We start from the raw sequence: 15,154 nt of genomic DNA, 5'->3' as shown, positions 1-15,154 counted from the left end.
AGCAGGGTCCAGGGACGGAGTCCTTGGTGGGGGTCTGGGGGCGAAGCCACCCAGCGGGGGTGCTGGGGGCGGAGCCACCCAGCCGGATCTAACGCGAGGGACCGGTGCTGGGGGCGAAGCCACCCAGCCGATCGAACACCGCGAGCCGCGCACATCCACACCTACTTCACGAGGTGGAACCCAGGCTGCGCCAGCCAAGCCTCCAGAAACGCGGCGTCCCCGACGTGCACCACGAAACCGCCGCCGTACGTGACCGTCCACGGCACCGGCACCTGCACCGCACCGCACGCCAGATGCGTCGCCCCCGGCGTTATCCACAACCCGTCAGTTATCCACAGGCCCGGCGGTCTTGCCCTTAACAGCCACGTCTGGCGATCTTCTACAGTCAGAAGTGGGAGGCGGACCGGGTGGCCCCTCCGTTTCGATCCGGCGAAGAACAACCCGCTCCACGACCGGCTTCCACCGGCTCCGAATCGGCCTCCACGAGAACATCCGCGACCCCGGCGACCCCGGCGACCTCAGGCGTGGTCAGGCCGATCGGCGCCGGGTCGACCACGCGGAACCAGGCTCCGTCCTGGCGGAGACAGAAGCCCGAGAGCCACGCGGCGGCGGCCTCGTGGGGAACGGCGATGCCTGGGAGGAGCAGAGAGAGCGCGGGACCGGCCATGCGCCGAGCCTGCCTCACCCGGGCACAGGTGGTCGTCGCAAACCCGGCTGGGCGGCTCCGCCCCCAGCACCCCCGCCGGGACTCCGTCCCGGACCCTGCCAGGGACTCCGTCCCTGGACCCTGCTGGGAGGCTTCGCCCCCAGACCCCTGACCAGGGACTCCGTCCCTGGACCCGGAGCTCTGCGCGAGCTGCGGGCCCTACGGCGTTGGCCGACAGCCCAGCCCGACCCCACAACCCCACCCACCCCCCGTTCCTCCCCAATCCGCCCACACCCGCCCCACCCACCTGCCACCATCCCCCCATGACCACGGCATCCACACCGGCGTCCACACCCACACCCAAACCCCCACCCGAAAAACTCCGCGCCTGGTGGGCCCACCGCCAAGGCCTCCTCCCCCCGACCCCCACCCCGTCCCCATCCCCACCCGCGAACACCCTCGCCGCCACCGGCTGGGCCCGCTCGGTCGGCGGCGCGAACCCCTACGTCACCCTCTTCGCCCGCTCCCGCACCTCCCGCGCCGCCGCCGACGACGCCGCGGCCGCCCTCGACATCCACGAGCTCCCCTCCGCCCGCGGCTGCACCTACGTCCTCCCCGCCGCCGACTACGCCCTCGGCCTCACCCTCGCCCGCCCGGGCGCCCAAGCCGCCGTCAAGGTCCTCACCCGCCTCGGCGTCCCCGACGGCGAGGTCGACCGCCTCGCCGCCCAGGTCCGCACGGTCCTCGACGAGGCCTCCACCCCCCTCCTCCCCGCGGAGCTGCGCGAACGTCTCGGCGACGCCGTGCGCAACCTCGGCGACGAGGGCCGCAAGAAGGGCGCCTCGACGACCCTGCCCGCCACGCTCGGCGTCCTCCAGGCCGCCGGCGAGATCCGGCGCGTGCCGGCCGGCGGCCGCCTCGACCAGCAGCGTTTCGCCTACACGCGCTGGGACGCCACCGGGACCGTCGCCGACGCCGGCCCCGAACTCGCCCGCCGCTACTTCGCCTGGACGGGCGGGGCCTCCCTGGCCCAGTTCCGCTGGTTCTCCGGCTTCGGGGCCCGCGACGCCAAGGCCGCCGTGGCCGACCTGGAGCTCGTCGAGGTCGCCGGCACCGACCTGCTCATGAGGCGGGAGGACGCCACCGCCTTCGCCGATTTCGAGCCCCCTGCCGAGCCGTCCTACGCGCTGGTGTGCTGGATCGACGGCCTGATCCTCCTGCGCCGCGACCTCGCCTCGATGCTCGACGCCGCCGACGCCCGGCGCTCGGTCGTCGGCCACACGCTCGGCGGGCTCTCCGACCTCGCCACACAGGCCATTGTGGACAGAGGACGGCTCGTCGGCCTGTGGGAATACGACCCCGGCGCCGGCGAGATCGTGTGGGCGTCCTTCGTCCGGCCCGACGACGCCCTGCGCGCCGCCGTCGCCGAGACCCAGGACTACGTCCGCGACCAGCTCGGCGACCTGCGCGGATCGAGCATGGACACCGCGAAGGTTCGCAAACCGCGCATCGAGGCGATCAAGGCTCTCAAACTTTGATCATCGGCCCGGTGGCCGGGTTTCTTTTCGCCGAGTTCCGGATAAGGTGCCACGCATGACGGCACGCATCGAAGCAGTGGAATCGACCGATCTTTTCGTCGGCAGCCGAGCGGAACCCCTGCAGGTGATCCGGGTGACCGTCGCACGGGACGGCGGTGCGCACACCGTCACCGTCAGTGGCCGCAGTGTCAACGGCACCGCCGAAGTGCCCGCCGGCACCGGTGAGCTGGCCGTGGAGGTCGGCTGCGACATCGATGCGAATGTGCCGGACAACGATGTCGCCGTGACCCTCACCGACGCCGACGGCGCCGAACTGGCCCGCACGACCACCACGATCGAGCGCCACGAACTCGGCTGGACGATGCACCTCGTCTCCCACTTCCACTACGACCCGGTGTGGTGGAACACCCAGGCCGCCTACACCAGCCCCTGGGAGTTCCTGGCCGGCGACGGCTCGACCCGCCCCCTGTGGGCCGCCAACGGATTCGCCCTCGTCGAGGCGCACATGGACCTCGCCCTGCGCGACCCGTTGTACAAGTTCGTGCTCGCCGAGATCGACTACCTCAAGCCGTTCTTCGACACCCACCCCGAGCGCCGCGCCGACCTGCGCCACCTGCTGTCGACCGGTCAGGCCGAGCTGCTGGGCGGCACCTACAACGAGCCGAACACCAACCTCACCGGTCTTGAGACCACCATCCGCAACATCGTCTACGGCGTCGGCTACCAGCGCGGCATCCTCGACGGCGACCCCCGGACCGCCTGGCAGCTCGACGTCTTCGGCCACGACCCGCAGTTCCCCGGCCTGCTCGCGGCCGCCGGGCTGACCGGTTCGGCGTGGGCGCGCGGCCCCTTCCACCAGTGGGGCCCGATGCTGAAGAACTACGACGACTCCCCCGGCGACGCCACCGTCATGCAGTTCGACAGCGAGTTCGAGTGGATCTCCCCCTCCGGCATGGGCGTGCTCACCCACTACATGCCCAACCACTACGGCGCCGGCTGGCGGATGGACTCGGCGTCCACGCTTGAGGACGCCGAAAGGCAGAGCTACGAGCTCTACCAGGGCCTCAAGCCCGTCGCCGCAACCCGCAACATTCTCCTGCCGGTCGGCACCGACTACACCCCGCCGAACAAGTGGGTCACCGCGATCCAGCGCGACTGGAACGAGCGCTACGTCTGGCCGCGCTTCGTGTGCGCGACCCCGCGCGACTTCCTCGACGCCGTCCGCGACGAACTCGCCGCCCGGGGCGCCTCGCCCTCGCCGCAGTCGCGGGACATGAACCCGGTCTACACCGGCAAGGACGTCTCCTACATCGACACCAAGCAGGCGCAGCGGGCCGCCGAGGTCGCCGCGCTCGACGCCGAACGCCTCGCCGTGTTCGCCGGGATGCTCGACGGGCACGGCTATCCGCACGCCGCCCTGGACAAGGTGTGGCGGCAGCTCGCCTACGGCGCCCACCACGACGCGATCACCGGCTCGGAGTCCGACCAGGTCTACATCGACCTGCTCACCGGCTGGCGCGAGGCCTACGACCTGGCCGCGGGCGCCCGCGACGCCGCGCTGGACGCCCTGGCCGCGCGTGTCTCGGACGAAGGCGTCGTGGTCACCAACACCCTGTCGTTCCAGCGGGACGGGCTCGTCCGCGTCGCGCTGCCCGAGGGCGTCGACACCGCCGGGATCACCGACGAGGCGGGCGAGACCGTCGCCTCGATCGTCACCGACGGCCACGTGACCTTCCACGCGAGCGACGTCCCGTCGCTGGGCTGGCGCACCTACCGGCTGGTGCCGGGCCAGGGCGACGGCGGATGGACCCACGCCGAGGGCGCCAGAATCGAGAACGCGCACTTCGCGGTCACCGCCGACGCCGGCCGGGGCGGTGGACTGTCCAGTGTGGTCGACAAGGCCACCAAGCGGGAACTGCTGCGCGACAACGGACTCGGCAACGAGCTGCGCGTCTACGAGGAGTACCCGACGCACCCGCAGTTCGGTGAGGGGCCGTGGCACCTGCTCCCCTCGGGGCCGGTCCGCAGCTCCTCCGACTCCGCCGCCGAGGTGTGGCGCGAGGAGTCGGCGCTCGGCCAACGGCTGGTGATCCGGGGCCGCGTCGAGGACGTCGACTACGAGCAGACCGTCACCCTGCTGCACGACACCGAGCGCATCGACTGCCGCACCAGGGTTCTGGACTTCACCGGCGCCGACCGGCTGCTGCGCGTCAAGTTCGCCTGCGACGTTCCCGGCGCCCTTCCGGTCTCGGAGGTCTCGGCCGGCACCATCGGCCGCGGCTTCGCGCTGCCCGATGTGGACACCGCCAAAGCCCCGTGGACGCTGGACAACCCGGCCAACACCTGGTTCGGGCTGTCGTCGACCGCGCAGGTCCTCATCCTCGGCGGCGACGGCGAACCGGTCGGCAAGCGCGCCGTCGGCGTCGCCGAGATCGTCGCCCCCGAGGGCGTCGACGTGCGCGGACTGGTCGTCGAACTGGCCCGGATCGGCGTCACCGCGACGACCTCGCGCGCCGACGGCCCCCGCTACGGCTGGCTGCACGTCGACTCCAACCTGCCCGACTTCCGCGTCATCGTCGGCGGTCCCGACGTCAACCCCGTCGCCGCCGAGATCCTCGACAGCGCCGGCCAGGAGTACCGCGACGACTTCGACGAGCAGGTCGAGGGCGGGCAGCCGCGCGTCTGGGTGCCCGCGAACCGGCCACTGCGCGAGGTCTGGGAGCCCAACGCCGACCTGCGCGACCTGCGGGCGCTCCCGGCGCTGATCGTCGCCACCCCCGACGGCCTCGTCAACCCCGGCACCTCGGTCATCGTGGCGAGCACGCCCGGCGTCGAGGCCGTCGCCGACGACCTCGACGAGTACACCGTCGCCCTGCTCACCTACGGGATCCCCGGTTTCGCCGTCGACGCCACCGGCGCACTGCACGCGTCGCTGCTGCGTTCCTGCACCGGCTGGCCGTCGGGTGTGTGGATCGACCCGCCGCGACGGACCGCGCCCGACGGGACCGCTTTCCAGTTGCAGCACTGGACGCACGAGTTCGACTACGCGCTCGTCGCCGGCGCCGGTGACTGGCGGGAGAACGCGCTGCCGTCGAAGGGCCTGGAGTTCTCGACGCCGCTGCACGCCCGCTTCGCCGACGGTACGGGCGAACTGCCCGGGACGCACTCGCTGATGTCGGTGACGCCGGAGCGCGAGGTGCTGCTCACGACGCTGAAGGCGGCCGGGAACCCGATCGCCGAGGGCGCCACGCCGGTCGAGGACGGTTCGGTGACCATCCGCCTGCACGACGCCACCGGGCTGGGGTCGCGCGCGACGATCTCCTTCGCCGGCGGCCGGGAGACTCCACTGTGGACGGCCGATCTGCTGGAGGCCCGCGGTGAACCCGTCGAGGGCTCCACGATCGAGCTCGCCGGCAGCGAGATCGCCACGCTCATCGCCGAACCCGGGCACTCCGGCGCGATCGGCCCGGTCCTCGGCGCCGACACCGAGGTCGCCGAGCCGGTCTACGCGCGCTACTGGCTGCACAACAGGGGCCCGGCGCCGATCGGCTACCAGCCCGTCGGGATCGCGATCTCGCCGAACCTCGTTAACGTCGAGCCGGGCCAGGAGCTGGAGCTGGAGGTGCGGGTGTCGAGCCAGCGCACCGACGCCGAGGTCGCCGGGCAGGTGCACGTGATCACGCCGTGGCGTGACGACGACCTGGAGCTCTACGACCTCCAGCCGCGCGGCCACGCCGTGCAGACCCTGTCGATGCAGGTCCCCGACGACCTTCCGGACGGCGTGTACTTCATCCAGGCCCGCACGCACGACGGCCGGCACACGATCGAGGACACGCTCACCGTCGTTTGTGGAGCGTCGGACGTGCTGCCCGTCGGGGATCCCGAGAAGGCCTGGGACGAGTCGGCGAACGGCACGACCGCCGACACCGGCCGCGCCACCGGCCTGACCGCCGACCTGGCGACCGAGTCGCTGATCCTGGCCGCCGGCGAGAGCGCCGCGGTGGTCGCGCGTCTGGAGAACGGAACGGAGACGGTGATCTCGGCGGAGTTGCAGCTGGCCTCGCCGTGGGGGACGTGGGACCTGTTCCCCGAGGCGATCAAGGGCGCGACGATCGAGCCGGGCCGCACCGAGGACGTGGAGTTCCCGGTGCGCGTCCCGCGCGGTACGCCGCCGGGGCACTACTGGGCGATGGTGAAGGTCATGTGGTTCGGCCGGGTCGCGTACCTGCCGACCCTGCGAGTCGAGGTGCGCTGACCCCAAAGGCTGCCCCTTCGCCCTGTCAGGCCGCGCCACACCCGCCTTAGCGTCGAAACGGACGAAAGGTGGGTGTGGCCATGGCCATGGGAATGGAAGTGGAGATCCATCGCAGGATCACCAACGCGGCGGGGGACACGCTCGACGGGGACACGCCGTTGTTCTGGCACTGCTGGTTCAACCTCGTCAGCGACAAGATCGCGCCGGGCGGCGGCGCCGCCTTCTCCAACATGGAGTTCGTACTGGGCCACTTCGACCAGAAGACGGTGGCACCGGCCGTCGCGCTGACGAAGCTGACCAGGCGTGTCCAGGAGATGCGGAGCATCTGGACGCAGCTGTACGCGCAGACCGGAAGGCTGGGCACGGTCGTGCCGAGGGAGCAGCCCGATCACGCGCTGACCTACCACGACGACCCCGAACACGGTCGGACCGAGGGCCTGCTCGTCGGCCCGAGTCTGGCCGCCGACGACCAGCTGCTCTACGTGCACTACACGGTGGGTTTCGCGCCGCTGCAATGGCGGGACATGCTGCGCGGAGTCGCCGCCGTCGCCCGCCCCGACAACGCCGCCTCGCGGGCGCGGACACATGTCCTCAACGGCCTCGCGGTGGCGAGCGCGATCGTCGAGAGCCTGGACGAGGCCGTCCGGGGGTCGATGCCGGTCGCCGCCGCGACCGAGCTGGTCCGCGAGGAGCTGATCGGGCATCTGGCCCTGGTGTACATGCACGCCGGCGTCTTCATCGACCGGACGCTGACGCTCCACCTGGAGAGCCTGCGGAGGCGGGCGGTGCGGCAGGCGCGGATCGCCGCCGTGGCGCAGCAGCTGGGGTTCGAGTCCGGGCAGCCCAAGAACAAGATCGCCGCGCTCCCGCGAGCCGACCTGGCGCAGCTCTTCGGCGTCCTCTCGCAGGCCTCGCGGGAGGTCCTCTCGGAGAACATCGACGTGATCCTCGACGGCCTCGCCAGGAAGTTCGAGGAGACCCACCAGCTCGATTTCCCCGAGGGCTTCGAGCTGGAGAGCCCCGAGGACGGCTCGGCGACCCTCGGGGAGTTCGTCCGGGCCGGCCTCGACGGTGCCGACCGGATCAGCCAGCAGGTGCTCTTCGGCGGCATGAACCTGGTCGGGGTCGACGACTCGGTCCCCTCCCACCCGATGATCCCCTTCGAGTTCCGCAGCATTTACGCCGGCCGCGTCAGCTGGGCCCAACTTCTGATCGACGCCACGAAGATCCTGAACTGGTCGCGCGACCCCCGGCAGATCCTCGCCTGACACCGCCGTGCGCGCCGCGAGCCCCGCGCTCGCGGCGCGTTACCGTTCCTCCATGGCGCACGATCATCACCACGATCACGACCACGAGCCCACCGTGCTGGGCTACCTCGACGGCTCCCCCGTCGCCGTCGGCCTCCTCGACGAGCGGGTCGCGCGGCTGCGCGAGGGTCCCCGTTCGGCGGCGCTGCCCGTCCCGGGGAGTTCGGAGGACCGGCAGCTGCGCCGCTGGGTGGCGCAGGTGATCCTCACCGAGCGCCTGTGCGCGGCCGACTTCGGTGAGGGCGGGGACGTCCCGCTGGTGCGGCTCGACCCGCGCGAGTCCGTCGAGCTCGGCTCGATCAACTCCGCGGCCTACGAGGGCAGCCCGGCGGTCCGCGCGGCCTTCGAGCGCGTCACCGCCGAGGTCGAGGCGCCCGAGGAGGAGATCGCGTCCTACCTGTCGGCGACCTCGCACCGCCCGCGGCCGCCCGGCGCCGACGAGGCCCGCGAGCACGTGCGCGCGGCGGCCCGTCGGCGGCACTTCGTGATCTGGCTCGACGTGCAGCGCGAGGCCCGCGTCCGGCTGGTCCACGGCCTTGAGCACCCCGGCGACCCGTCGCAGCCGGACAACCACCACCAGCACTAGGGCCGGGTTTCACGGGCGGGCGGCCGGGCGGGCGCGAAGCCGTCGATGAGGGCGGCGAGTTCGGCCGGGGCCTTGCCGACGACGAGGTGCCCGACCGGGATCTCGGTCAGGCGCGCGCCCGGAATCCGCCCGGCCATCGCCGCGATCTGGTCCTGCGGGAGGTGACTCGACTCACCGCCGGCGACCACGAGCGTCGGCGCGGTGATGGCCGCCGACCCTTCCCGCCGGTCGCTCGACGGGTCGTTGAGCTGCCCGATCACCTGCGGGCGCAGCGCCCAGTCGTAGTCCAGCTCGCCCTCCGGGCGCACCGGCGGCGCGATGCCGAGCGGCACCGGCGGCGGTGTCTCGATCAGCAGGAGGCCGGCGACGCGCTCGGGTCGCGCGGCCGCGAAGAGGTGCGCGGCGATTCCGCCCATGGAGTGGCCGGCGACCACGGCGGAGGCGATGCCGAGGGCGTCCATGAACGCGGCGACGTCGTCGCGCATGGCCTCGAAGGAGTACTCGCCGGGCCAGGCGGAGGCGCCGTGGCCGCGCGCGTCGGGGGCGTAGACGCGCCATCGCGGGGAGAGCGCCTCGACGACCTCCTCCCACGCGGCACCGCTGCCGGAGGCGCCGTGCAGGAGGAGCAGCGGTGCGCCCTCGGCCGGGCCCCAGGTTCGGTAGGCGAAGCGGAGGCGGGGGGTATCGATGAAGATCGCTGGGTGCACCGGGTGAGCCTAGGCCTCGCGTGGGTGCATGAGGGCTAACGGGGATGCACGCCTGGCGGGCCGCCGAATCCGGGCACACGTCATCGCCGACCCCAAGGGGGCCCCAGAAACCACGATACGGCGCAGATGTGACATTTCCGTCGGACGGCGGTGTGTGGCCGGGTGTGCGGAGGCTGTCGACCCGCCCGCGCCGTACCCCGCACACACGCCCCCAACCTGCCCTCGCACCCACCCCCACAACGCCCGCAGTCCACACGGCCGCAATAGGCAGAGATACCCTGTATCGGTGAACCTGAGACTTCATGACACCAGCACCCGTACGGTGCGCGACTTCACGCCGCGCGTGCCCGGAGCGGCCAGTGTCTACCTCTGTGGTCTCACCGTTCAGGCCCCGCCGCACATCGGCCATCTCCGCGGCGGCGTGAACTACGACGTCCTCCGCCGCTGGCTGACCCATCACGGCCTTGACGTCAACTTCGTCCGCAATGTCACCGACATCGACGACAAGCTCCTGGCCAAGGCGCTCGAACACGATCGCCCGTTCTGGTCGATCGCCTACGAGAACGAGCGCCTGCTGGCGGCCGACTACGCCGCCCTCGGCGTGCTGGAGCCCACCTACGAGCCGCGCGCGACCGGGCACATCCCGGAGATGCTGACGCTCATCGGCGAGCTCATCGAGAAGGGGCACGCGTACCCCGCCGGCGACGGTTCGGGCGACGTGTACTTCGACGTGCGCAGCTTCCCCGCCTACGGGAGCCTGTCCGGGCAGCGCCTCGATCACATGCAGGCCGCCACCGACGCGCCCGAGCGCGCCAAGCGCGACCCTCGCGACTTCGCCCTGTGGAAGGGCGAGAAGCCCACGGAGCCGTCGAACGCCTTCTGGGACACCCAGTACGGCCGCGGGCGCCCGGGCTGGCACCTGGAGTGCTCCGCGATGGCCCGCCGCTACCTCGGCGACACCTTCGACATCCACGGCGGCGGGATGGACCTGGTCTTCCCGCACCACGAGAACGAGGTCGCGCAGTCGCAGGCCGCCGGGCTCGGCTTCGCGCGCTACTGGGTGCACGTGGGGATGCTCAACCTCAACGGCGAGAAAATGGCCAAGTCGGTGGGCAACGTCGTCGACCTGACCGCGCTGCGCAAGCACGTCCGGCCGGTCGAGGTGCGCTACTACCTGGCCGTCCCGCACTACCGCTCGAAGATCGACTACACCGAGGAGGCTCTCAAGGAGTCGGCCTCGGCGTACCGTCGGCTGGAGGGCTTCGTGCGGCGTGCCGCCGAGCGCCTGGGCGCCGACGAGGTGCGCGCCGACCTCGGCGAGCTGTCCCCCGACTTCGTCGCCGCCATGGACGAGGACCTCAACACCTCCGCCGCGATGGGCGCGGTGCACGAGGTCACCCGCGAGGGCAACTCCGCCGCCGACGCCGGTGACGACAAGGCCTTCGGCTTCGCCGCCGCCTCGGTCCGGCGCATGCTGGACGTCTTCGGCCTGGACCCGCTGTCTCCACAGTGGACCGAGGTCGACGGCGGCGGCGATCTGCGCGGCACTCTCGACGCGCTGGTCGCCTTGACCCTCGAACAGCGGCAGGCCGCCCGATCCCGCCGCGACTACCCCACTTCCGACATGCTCCGCGATCAGCTGACCGCTGCCGGTGTACAGGTCGAGGACACACCGCACGGTCCACGTTGGACGTACGAAACGAAGAAGGGCTGAACATGCCGGGCAACTCAGAGCGCCGCGGGAGCGTACGCTCCTCCGCCAAAAAAGGCGCCTCCAAAGGCTCCGGAGGACAGGGCAAGAAGGCCCTGGAAGGCCGCGGCAAGACGCTCGGTGCGACCGATCGTCCGTGGCACAAGGAATTCACCGGCGACGACAAGCCGCGCAAGACCCGCCGCAAGCAGGAGCGGGTCCGTCGTGAGGCCGCCGCCGAGGGCCGCGTGTCGCACATCGGGAAGAAGGCCCCGACCGGCCGTACCCCCGTCCGCCGCAAGGACCCCGACTCGCCCGAGGTGCTGGTCGGCCGCAACCCGGTCGTCGAGGCGCTGCGCGGCGGCGTTCCCGCCACCGCTCTCTACGTGGCGCGCGGGATCGAGCTCGACGAGCGCACCCGCGAGGCCGTGCGCCTCGCCGGGAACAAGGGCATCGCGATCCTCGAAGTCTCGCGCGCCGAGCTGGACCGGATGTGCAACCGGGCCCTGCACCAGGGCCTCGGACTCCAGGTCCCGCCGTACCACTACGAACCGCTCGGCGACCTGATCCGCATCGCCCGGGAGAGCGCGCCGGGACTGCTCATCGCCCTTGACGGCGTGACCGACCCCCGCAACCTCGGCGCCATCGTGCGTTCCGGGGCCGCTTTCGGCGCCCACGGGGTGTTCCTCCCCGAGCGCCGGTCCGCCGGTATGACGGCCACGGCCTGGCGCGCGTCGGCCGGCGCCGCCGCCCGCACGCCGATCGCGCGGGTGACGAACCTGACGCGGGCGCTCAAGGAGTGCCAGGAGGCCGGTTTCCTGGTCGTCGGGCTCGACGCCGACGGCGAACTGGAGCTGCCCGACCTGGCGGCGGCCGTGGACCCCATCGTGATCGTCGTCGGGTCGGAAGGGCGCGGACTGTCGCGCCTGGTGGCCGAGACGTGCGATCTGCGCGTGTCGATCCCGATGGCCAACGCGGTGGAGTCGCTCAACGCGTCGGTCGCCGCGGCGGTCACGCTGGCCGAGGTGGCGCGGCGCAGGAGTTCCTTAGGGGCATCGCCGGGGGCGGCCGCTTAGGCGAAACACGACACAAGATCAGATTTCCGACAGTTCATGGCGATCACCTCCGGTCGACTACGCTCGTCAACCGGAGGTGATCGCCATGACCGCAGTCTCGCGGCAGTCGGTAGGCACGGGCTGGGATGCCGCCTTGAGCCACGGCGGCCCCTGGACGGAGAGCGACTTCAACGCTCTGCCTGACGGGCTGCGCGCCGAACTGCACTACGGAAGGCTCATCTTGACTCCCAGCGCCACTTTCGGCCACGGAAACGTCATTCGCCGCATCTGCGCGATGTTCGACCTGTTCGTCGACGACCCGGACCAGGTGGGACAGCAGACCGACGTCCGTCTCGCCGACGGCCAGGTCTACTTCTGTCCGGACTTCCTGGTGCTGCGCGAGCCCGGGGAAGGCCGCCCCATCGCGGCCGCATCGGTGTTCATCGTCGGCGAGGTCCGGTCTCCCGGCGGCGGCAAGGAGTACACCGAGAAGATGTCGGAGTACGCGGCGGCCGGAATTCCGGGCTACCTCATCATCCGGGGAACGAAGGCTCAGGGCTACAGCGCCCAGTATTACCTGCTACGGGACGGCAGGTACGAGCTGGTCGAGAAGACCGACCCCGGCGCGATCCTCACGATCACCGAGCCGATGGCGGCCACTCTCAACCTCAGCCGTCTCTGAAACGCCCCCACCAGCCCCTTTGCCCCCATCGCCTAGGATCGACCGGGCACACCCCGACCCCTGGAGCGATCCCCGATGGCGACACCCCAACCCGGTTACCTGCTAGGCGTGGACCTGGGCACCTCGAACACCGTCGCCGTCATCCGCTGGCCCGACGGCCGCACGCGCCCCCTCCTGGTCGACGGAACGCCCGTGATGCCCTCCTCGGTCTTCGTCGACGAGTCCGGCCACATCCACGTCGGCCGCGACGCCCAGCGCCTCGCGCAGACCGACCCCTCCCGCTTCGAGCCGAACCCCAAGCAGCGCACCGACGAGCAGGCGATCCTCCTCGGCGACCGCGAGGTCCCGACCGTGGCGCTGCTCACCGCGATCCTGCGCGCCGTGGCCGACAAGGCGGTCGAGGCGATCGGCTTCCTGCCGCCGGCGATCCTGACCTACCCGGTTAAGTGGGGCTCGATGCGGCGCGACATGCTCCAGGACGCCGCCGCGAAGGCCGGCTTCCCGCCCGTGCACCTGGTCCCCGAACCGATCGGCGCCGCGCACTACTTCGCGCAGGTCATGAAGCAGCCGATCCCGGTGGGCGCCTCGGTCGCGGTCTTCGACTTCGGCGGCGGCACCCTCGACATCGCCGTGGTCCGCAACGAGGGCATGGCCGGTTTCCAGGTCCTCGGCGACGGCGGCCTGAAGGACCTCGGCGGCCTCGACATCGACGAGGCCCTCGTCGAGCACCTCGGCCGCACCATCGACCACAACGCCCCCGAGCTGTGGCAGAGGCTCGTGCACCCGCAGTCCACAACGGACAAACGCGGCCGCCGCCAGTTCTGGGACGACGTGCGCGGCGCCAAGGAGATGCTGTCGCGCACGACGGTCGCGCCGGTCGCCGTCCCCGGCGTCGACATCTCGCTGCACCTGACCCGCGACGAACTCGAACGCCTCGCCACGCCGCTGCTGGAGCGCGCGGTCATCGAGACCCAGCGCGTGATCAGCGCCGCGAGCCTCACCCCGCAGCAGCTACACGGCCTGTTCCTGGTCGGCGGCGCCAGCCGGATCCCGCTGGTCAGCCGGATGCTGCACCAAAAGCTCGGCATCGCGCCGATCGTCCTCGAACAGCCCGAACTGCCCGTCGCCGAGGGCGCTTTGGCCGCCGTGCCGCAGCACCAGCTGCACGAGCCGATGTCACTGGCGCAGACCAGCGGCGTCCCCGCCGGCCCCGCCGAGCCGTACACGCCGCCGCACGGCGCCGAGTCGCCGCACAGCATGAACGCCCCGCCGGAGAACTTCCTCGCGCCGACGGTGACCACGCCGTGGTGGAAGAAGAAGTCGTACTGGATCTCCGGAACGGCGGCGCTTCTGGTCCTCGTGATCGCCGGCTGGTGGATCCTGCGCGACCCCTACCCGCAGGAGCCGATGCACGGCCTCACGGACGTGGGCACGGTCGCTCTGGCCGCCGACGGCAAGGCCGACAGCTACTCGCGGGTCGACATCGAAAGCGGCGTCGCCTACTACTTCGCCACCACCGGCGTCGGCTCCACCACCGGCGAGGTCGTCGCCGTCGAACTGGAGTCCGGGAAGGAGAAGTGGCGCACCCCCGTGACCACCACCTCCACCTGGGGCAACGTGTGGGCCGAGAACGGCATCGTGACGATGAGCGCCGACAACAGCGCCGACCCGGACCTGATGTACGTCATCGACGCCGAGAAGGGTGGCGTGCTGTCGACCATCCCCCGCACCTCCTACGACGACTTCCTCGTCGTGGGAGACCGCCTCATCAAGCGCGAGGAGGCCGCCAAGAAGGTCCACGGCTACGACGCCTCGGGCAAGCAGGTGTGGTCCTTCGACTCCGAGGGCGACGTCAGCGAGGCGATGATCTGGGAGACCGCCGTCGAGCCGGCCAACAGCTCCGCGGAGGAGTCGAACCGCGTCTACGCCAAGGACACCAAGGGCACCGTCACGGTCTGGGAGACCGAGAAGGGCGAGCAGGTCGGGCAGGGCGTGATCGTCAAGGACGCCACCGCCGACGACCTGTTGGTCTACGGCGACGTCGTCTACGTGGCCAGCGGCGCCAACGGTTACAGCCTCGCGGCCTACGACGTCAAGACGATGGCCAACATCGCCACGATCCAGCTGGACGGCGCCGAGCGCACGCCCGAGGAGGTGACGGTCTGCGGCGAGCAGCGGATCTGCGTGCGGGAGAAGGCGATCGGGACCGATCCCAAGGCGAAGGTGACCGTCGTCGACGTCTCCGACGGCCTCAAGGCCGAGTGGACCACGCCGGAGGAGCAGGACGTCAAGGCGGTGACCGTGGTCGGCGAGTCCCTGGTGATCCAGTGGGAGGACTCGGAGTCGAAGACGATCACGAACATCTACGACGGGGACTTCGACAAGGTCGGCGGCGACCACTTCGGCTCGTACACGCGCATCGACTCCGGGAGCCTGCTGGCGTATCCCTGGACGGGTTCGCCGGGCGCGTCGACGATCACCGGCCTGGGCGCCCTGGACAGCAACGAGACGGTGCTGGGGCAGGTCGACGCGTCGGCGTGCAACGCCGACGCGATGTATCTCGCGTGTGTGACCGAGGCGGGCTACAAGGTCTGGAAGTTCCGCGACTAACCCGAACACCCGCGTTCGACTTAATCACATATCCGCGCTACCGTAACTCGAACATGCCTGTTCGAGTTACGGAGACGC

General features: G+C 71.2%; 10 protein-coding genes. 8 read left to right on the top strand and 2 right to left on the bottom strand.

Going from position 1 to position 15,154, the window contains the following annotated elements:
• Positions 1–161: 161 nt before the first annotated feature.
• Positions 162–266 (bottom strand): DUF6368 family protein, encoded by a 105-nt coding sequence (locus AB0I28_RS29520; RefSeq protein ID WP_357498771.1) that lies wholly within the window; start codon positions 264–266, stop codon positions 162–164.
• A 703-nt stretch (positions 267–969) separates the two neighbouring features.
• Here AB0I28_RS29520 and AB0I28_RS29515 point away from each other — a divergent pair.
• The 4 genes from AB0I28_RS29515 to AB0I28_RS29500 all read left to right on the top strand — a co-directional run bounded on the left by AB0I28_RS29515 (position 970) and on the right by AB0I28_RS29500 (position 8,332).
• The gene (locus AB0I28_RS29515) at positions 970–2,184 is read left to right on the top strand and encodes a crosslink repair DNA glycosylase YcaQ family protein (protein ID WP_357498769.1); all 1,215 of its coding nucleotides are present in this window, start codon (positions 970–972) and stop codon (positions 2,182–2,184) included.
• Between the two features lie 55 nt (positions 2,185–2,239).
• Entirely contained in the window at positions 2,240–6,439 is a 4,200-nt protein-coding gene (locus tag AB0I28_RS29510; protein ID WP_357498767.1) for a glycoside hydrolase family 38 C-terminal domain-containing protein, read from the top strand.
• An 80-nt stretch (positions 6,440–6,519) separates the two neighbouring features.
• Positions 6,520–7,707 carry a hypothetical protein gene (locus AB0I28_RS29505; RefSeq protein ID WP_357498766.1) on the top strand — a complete coding sequence of 396 codons (1,188 nt, stop codon included), beginning with the start codon at positions 6,520–6,522 and terminating at the stop codon, positions 7,705–7,707.
• 52 nt (positions 7,708–7,759) lie between these two features.
• Positions 7,760–8,332, top strand: a complete 573-nt coding sequence (locus AB0I28_RS29500) for a hypothetical protein (protein WP_357498764.1) — start codon at positions 7,760–7,762, stop codon at positions 8,330–8,332.
• Here AB0I28_RS29500 and AB0I28_RS29495 read toward each other — a convergent pair.
• Positions 8,329–9,039, bottom strand: a complete 711-nt coding sequence (locus AB0I28_RS29495; protein ID WP_357498762.1) for an alpha/beta fold hydrolase — start codon at positions 9,037–9,039, stop codon at positions 8,329–8,331. The two genes, AB0I28_RS29500 and AB0I28_RS29495, sit on opposite strands and share 4 nt — an antisense overlap.
• 286 nt (positions 9,040–9,325) lie before the next feature.
• Here AB0I28_RS29495 and cysS point away from each other — a divergent pair, with 286 nt between their 5' ends.
• The 4 genes from cysS to AB0I28_RS29475 all read left to right on the top strand — a co-directional run bounded on the left by cysS (position 9,326) and on the right by AB0I28_RS29475 (position 15,076).
• Entirely contained in the window at positions 9,326–10,753 is a 1,428-nt protein-coding gene (cysS, locus tag AB0I28_RS29490; protein ID WP_357498761.1) for a cysteine--tRNA ligase, read from the top strand.
• A gap of 2 nt (positions 10,754–10,755) precedes the next feature.
• Positions 10,756–11,805, top strand: a complete 1,050-nt coding sequence (gene rlmB / locus AB0I28_RS29485; protein ID WP_357498760.1) for a 23S rRNA (guanosine(2251)-2'-O)-methyltransferase RlmB — start codon at positions 10,756–10,758, stop codon at positions 11,803–11,805.
• A gap of 85 nt (positions 11,806–11,890) precedes the next feature.
• Positions 11,891–12,466, top strand: a complete 576-nt coding sequence (locus AB0I28_RS29480; protein WP_357498758.1) for a Uma2 family endonuclease — start codon at positions 11,891–11,893, stop codon at positions 12,464–12,466.
• 75 nt (positions 12,467–12,541) lie between these two features.
• A complete protein-coding gene (locus AB0I28_RS29475) occupies positions 12,542–15,076 on the top strand; it encodes an Hsp70 family protein (protein ID WP_357498756.1) in 2,535 nt (844 codons plus the stop codon).
• Positions 15,077–15,154 lie beyond the last annotated feature (78 nt).

This window comes from Phytomonospora sp. NPDC050363, from assembly GCF_040655735.1.
In the GTDB taxonomy this organism is placed as follows: Bacteria; Actinomycetota; Actinomycetes; order Mycobacteriales; family Micromonosporaceae; genus Phytomonospora.
Note: the sequence above shows the minus strand (reverse complement) of the source record. Positions and strands in the feature narration are given on the sequence as shown.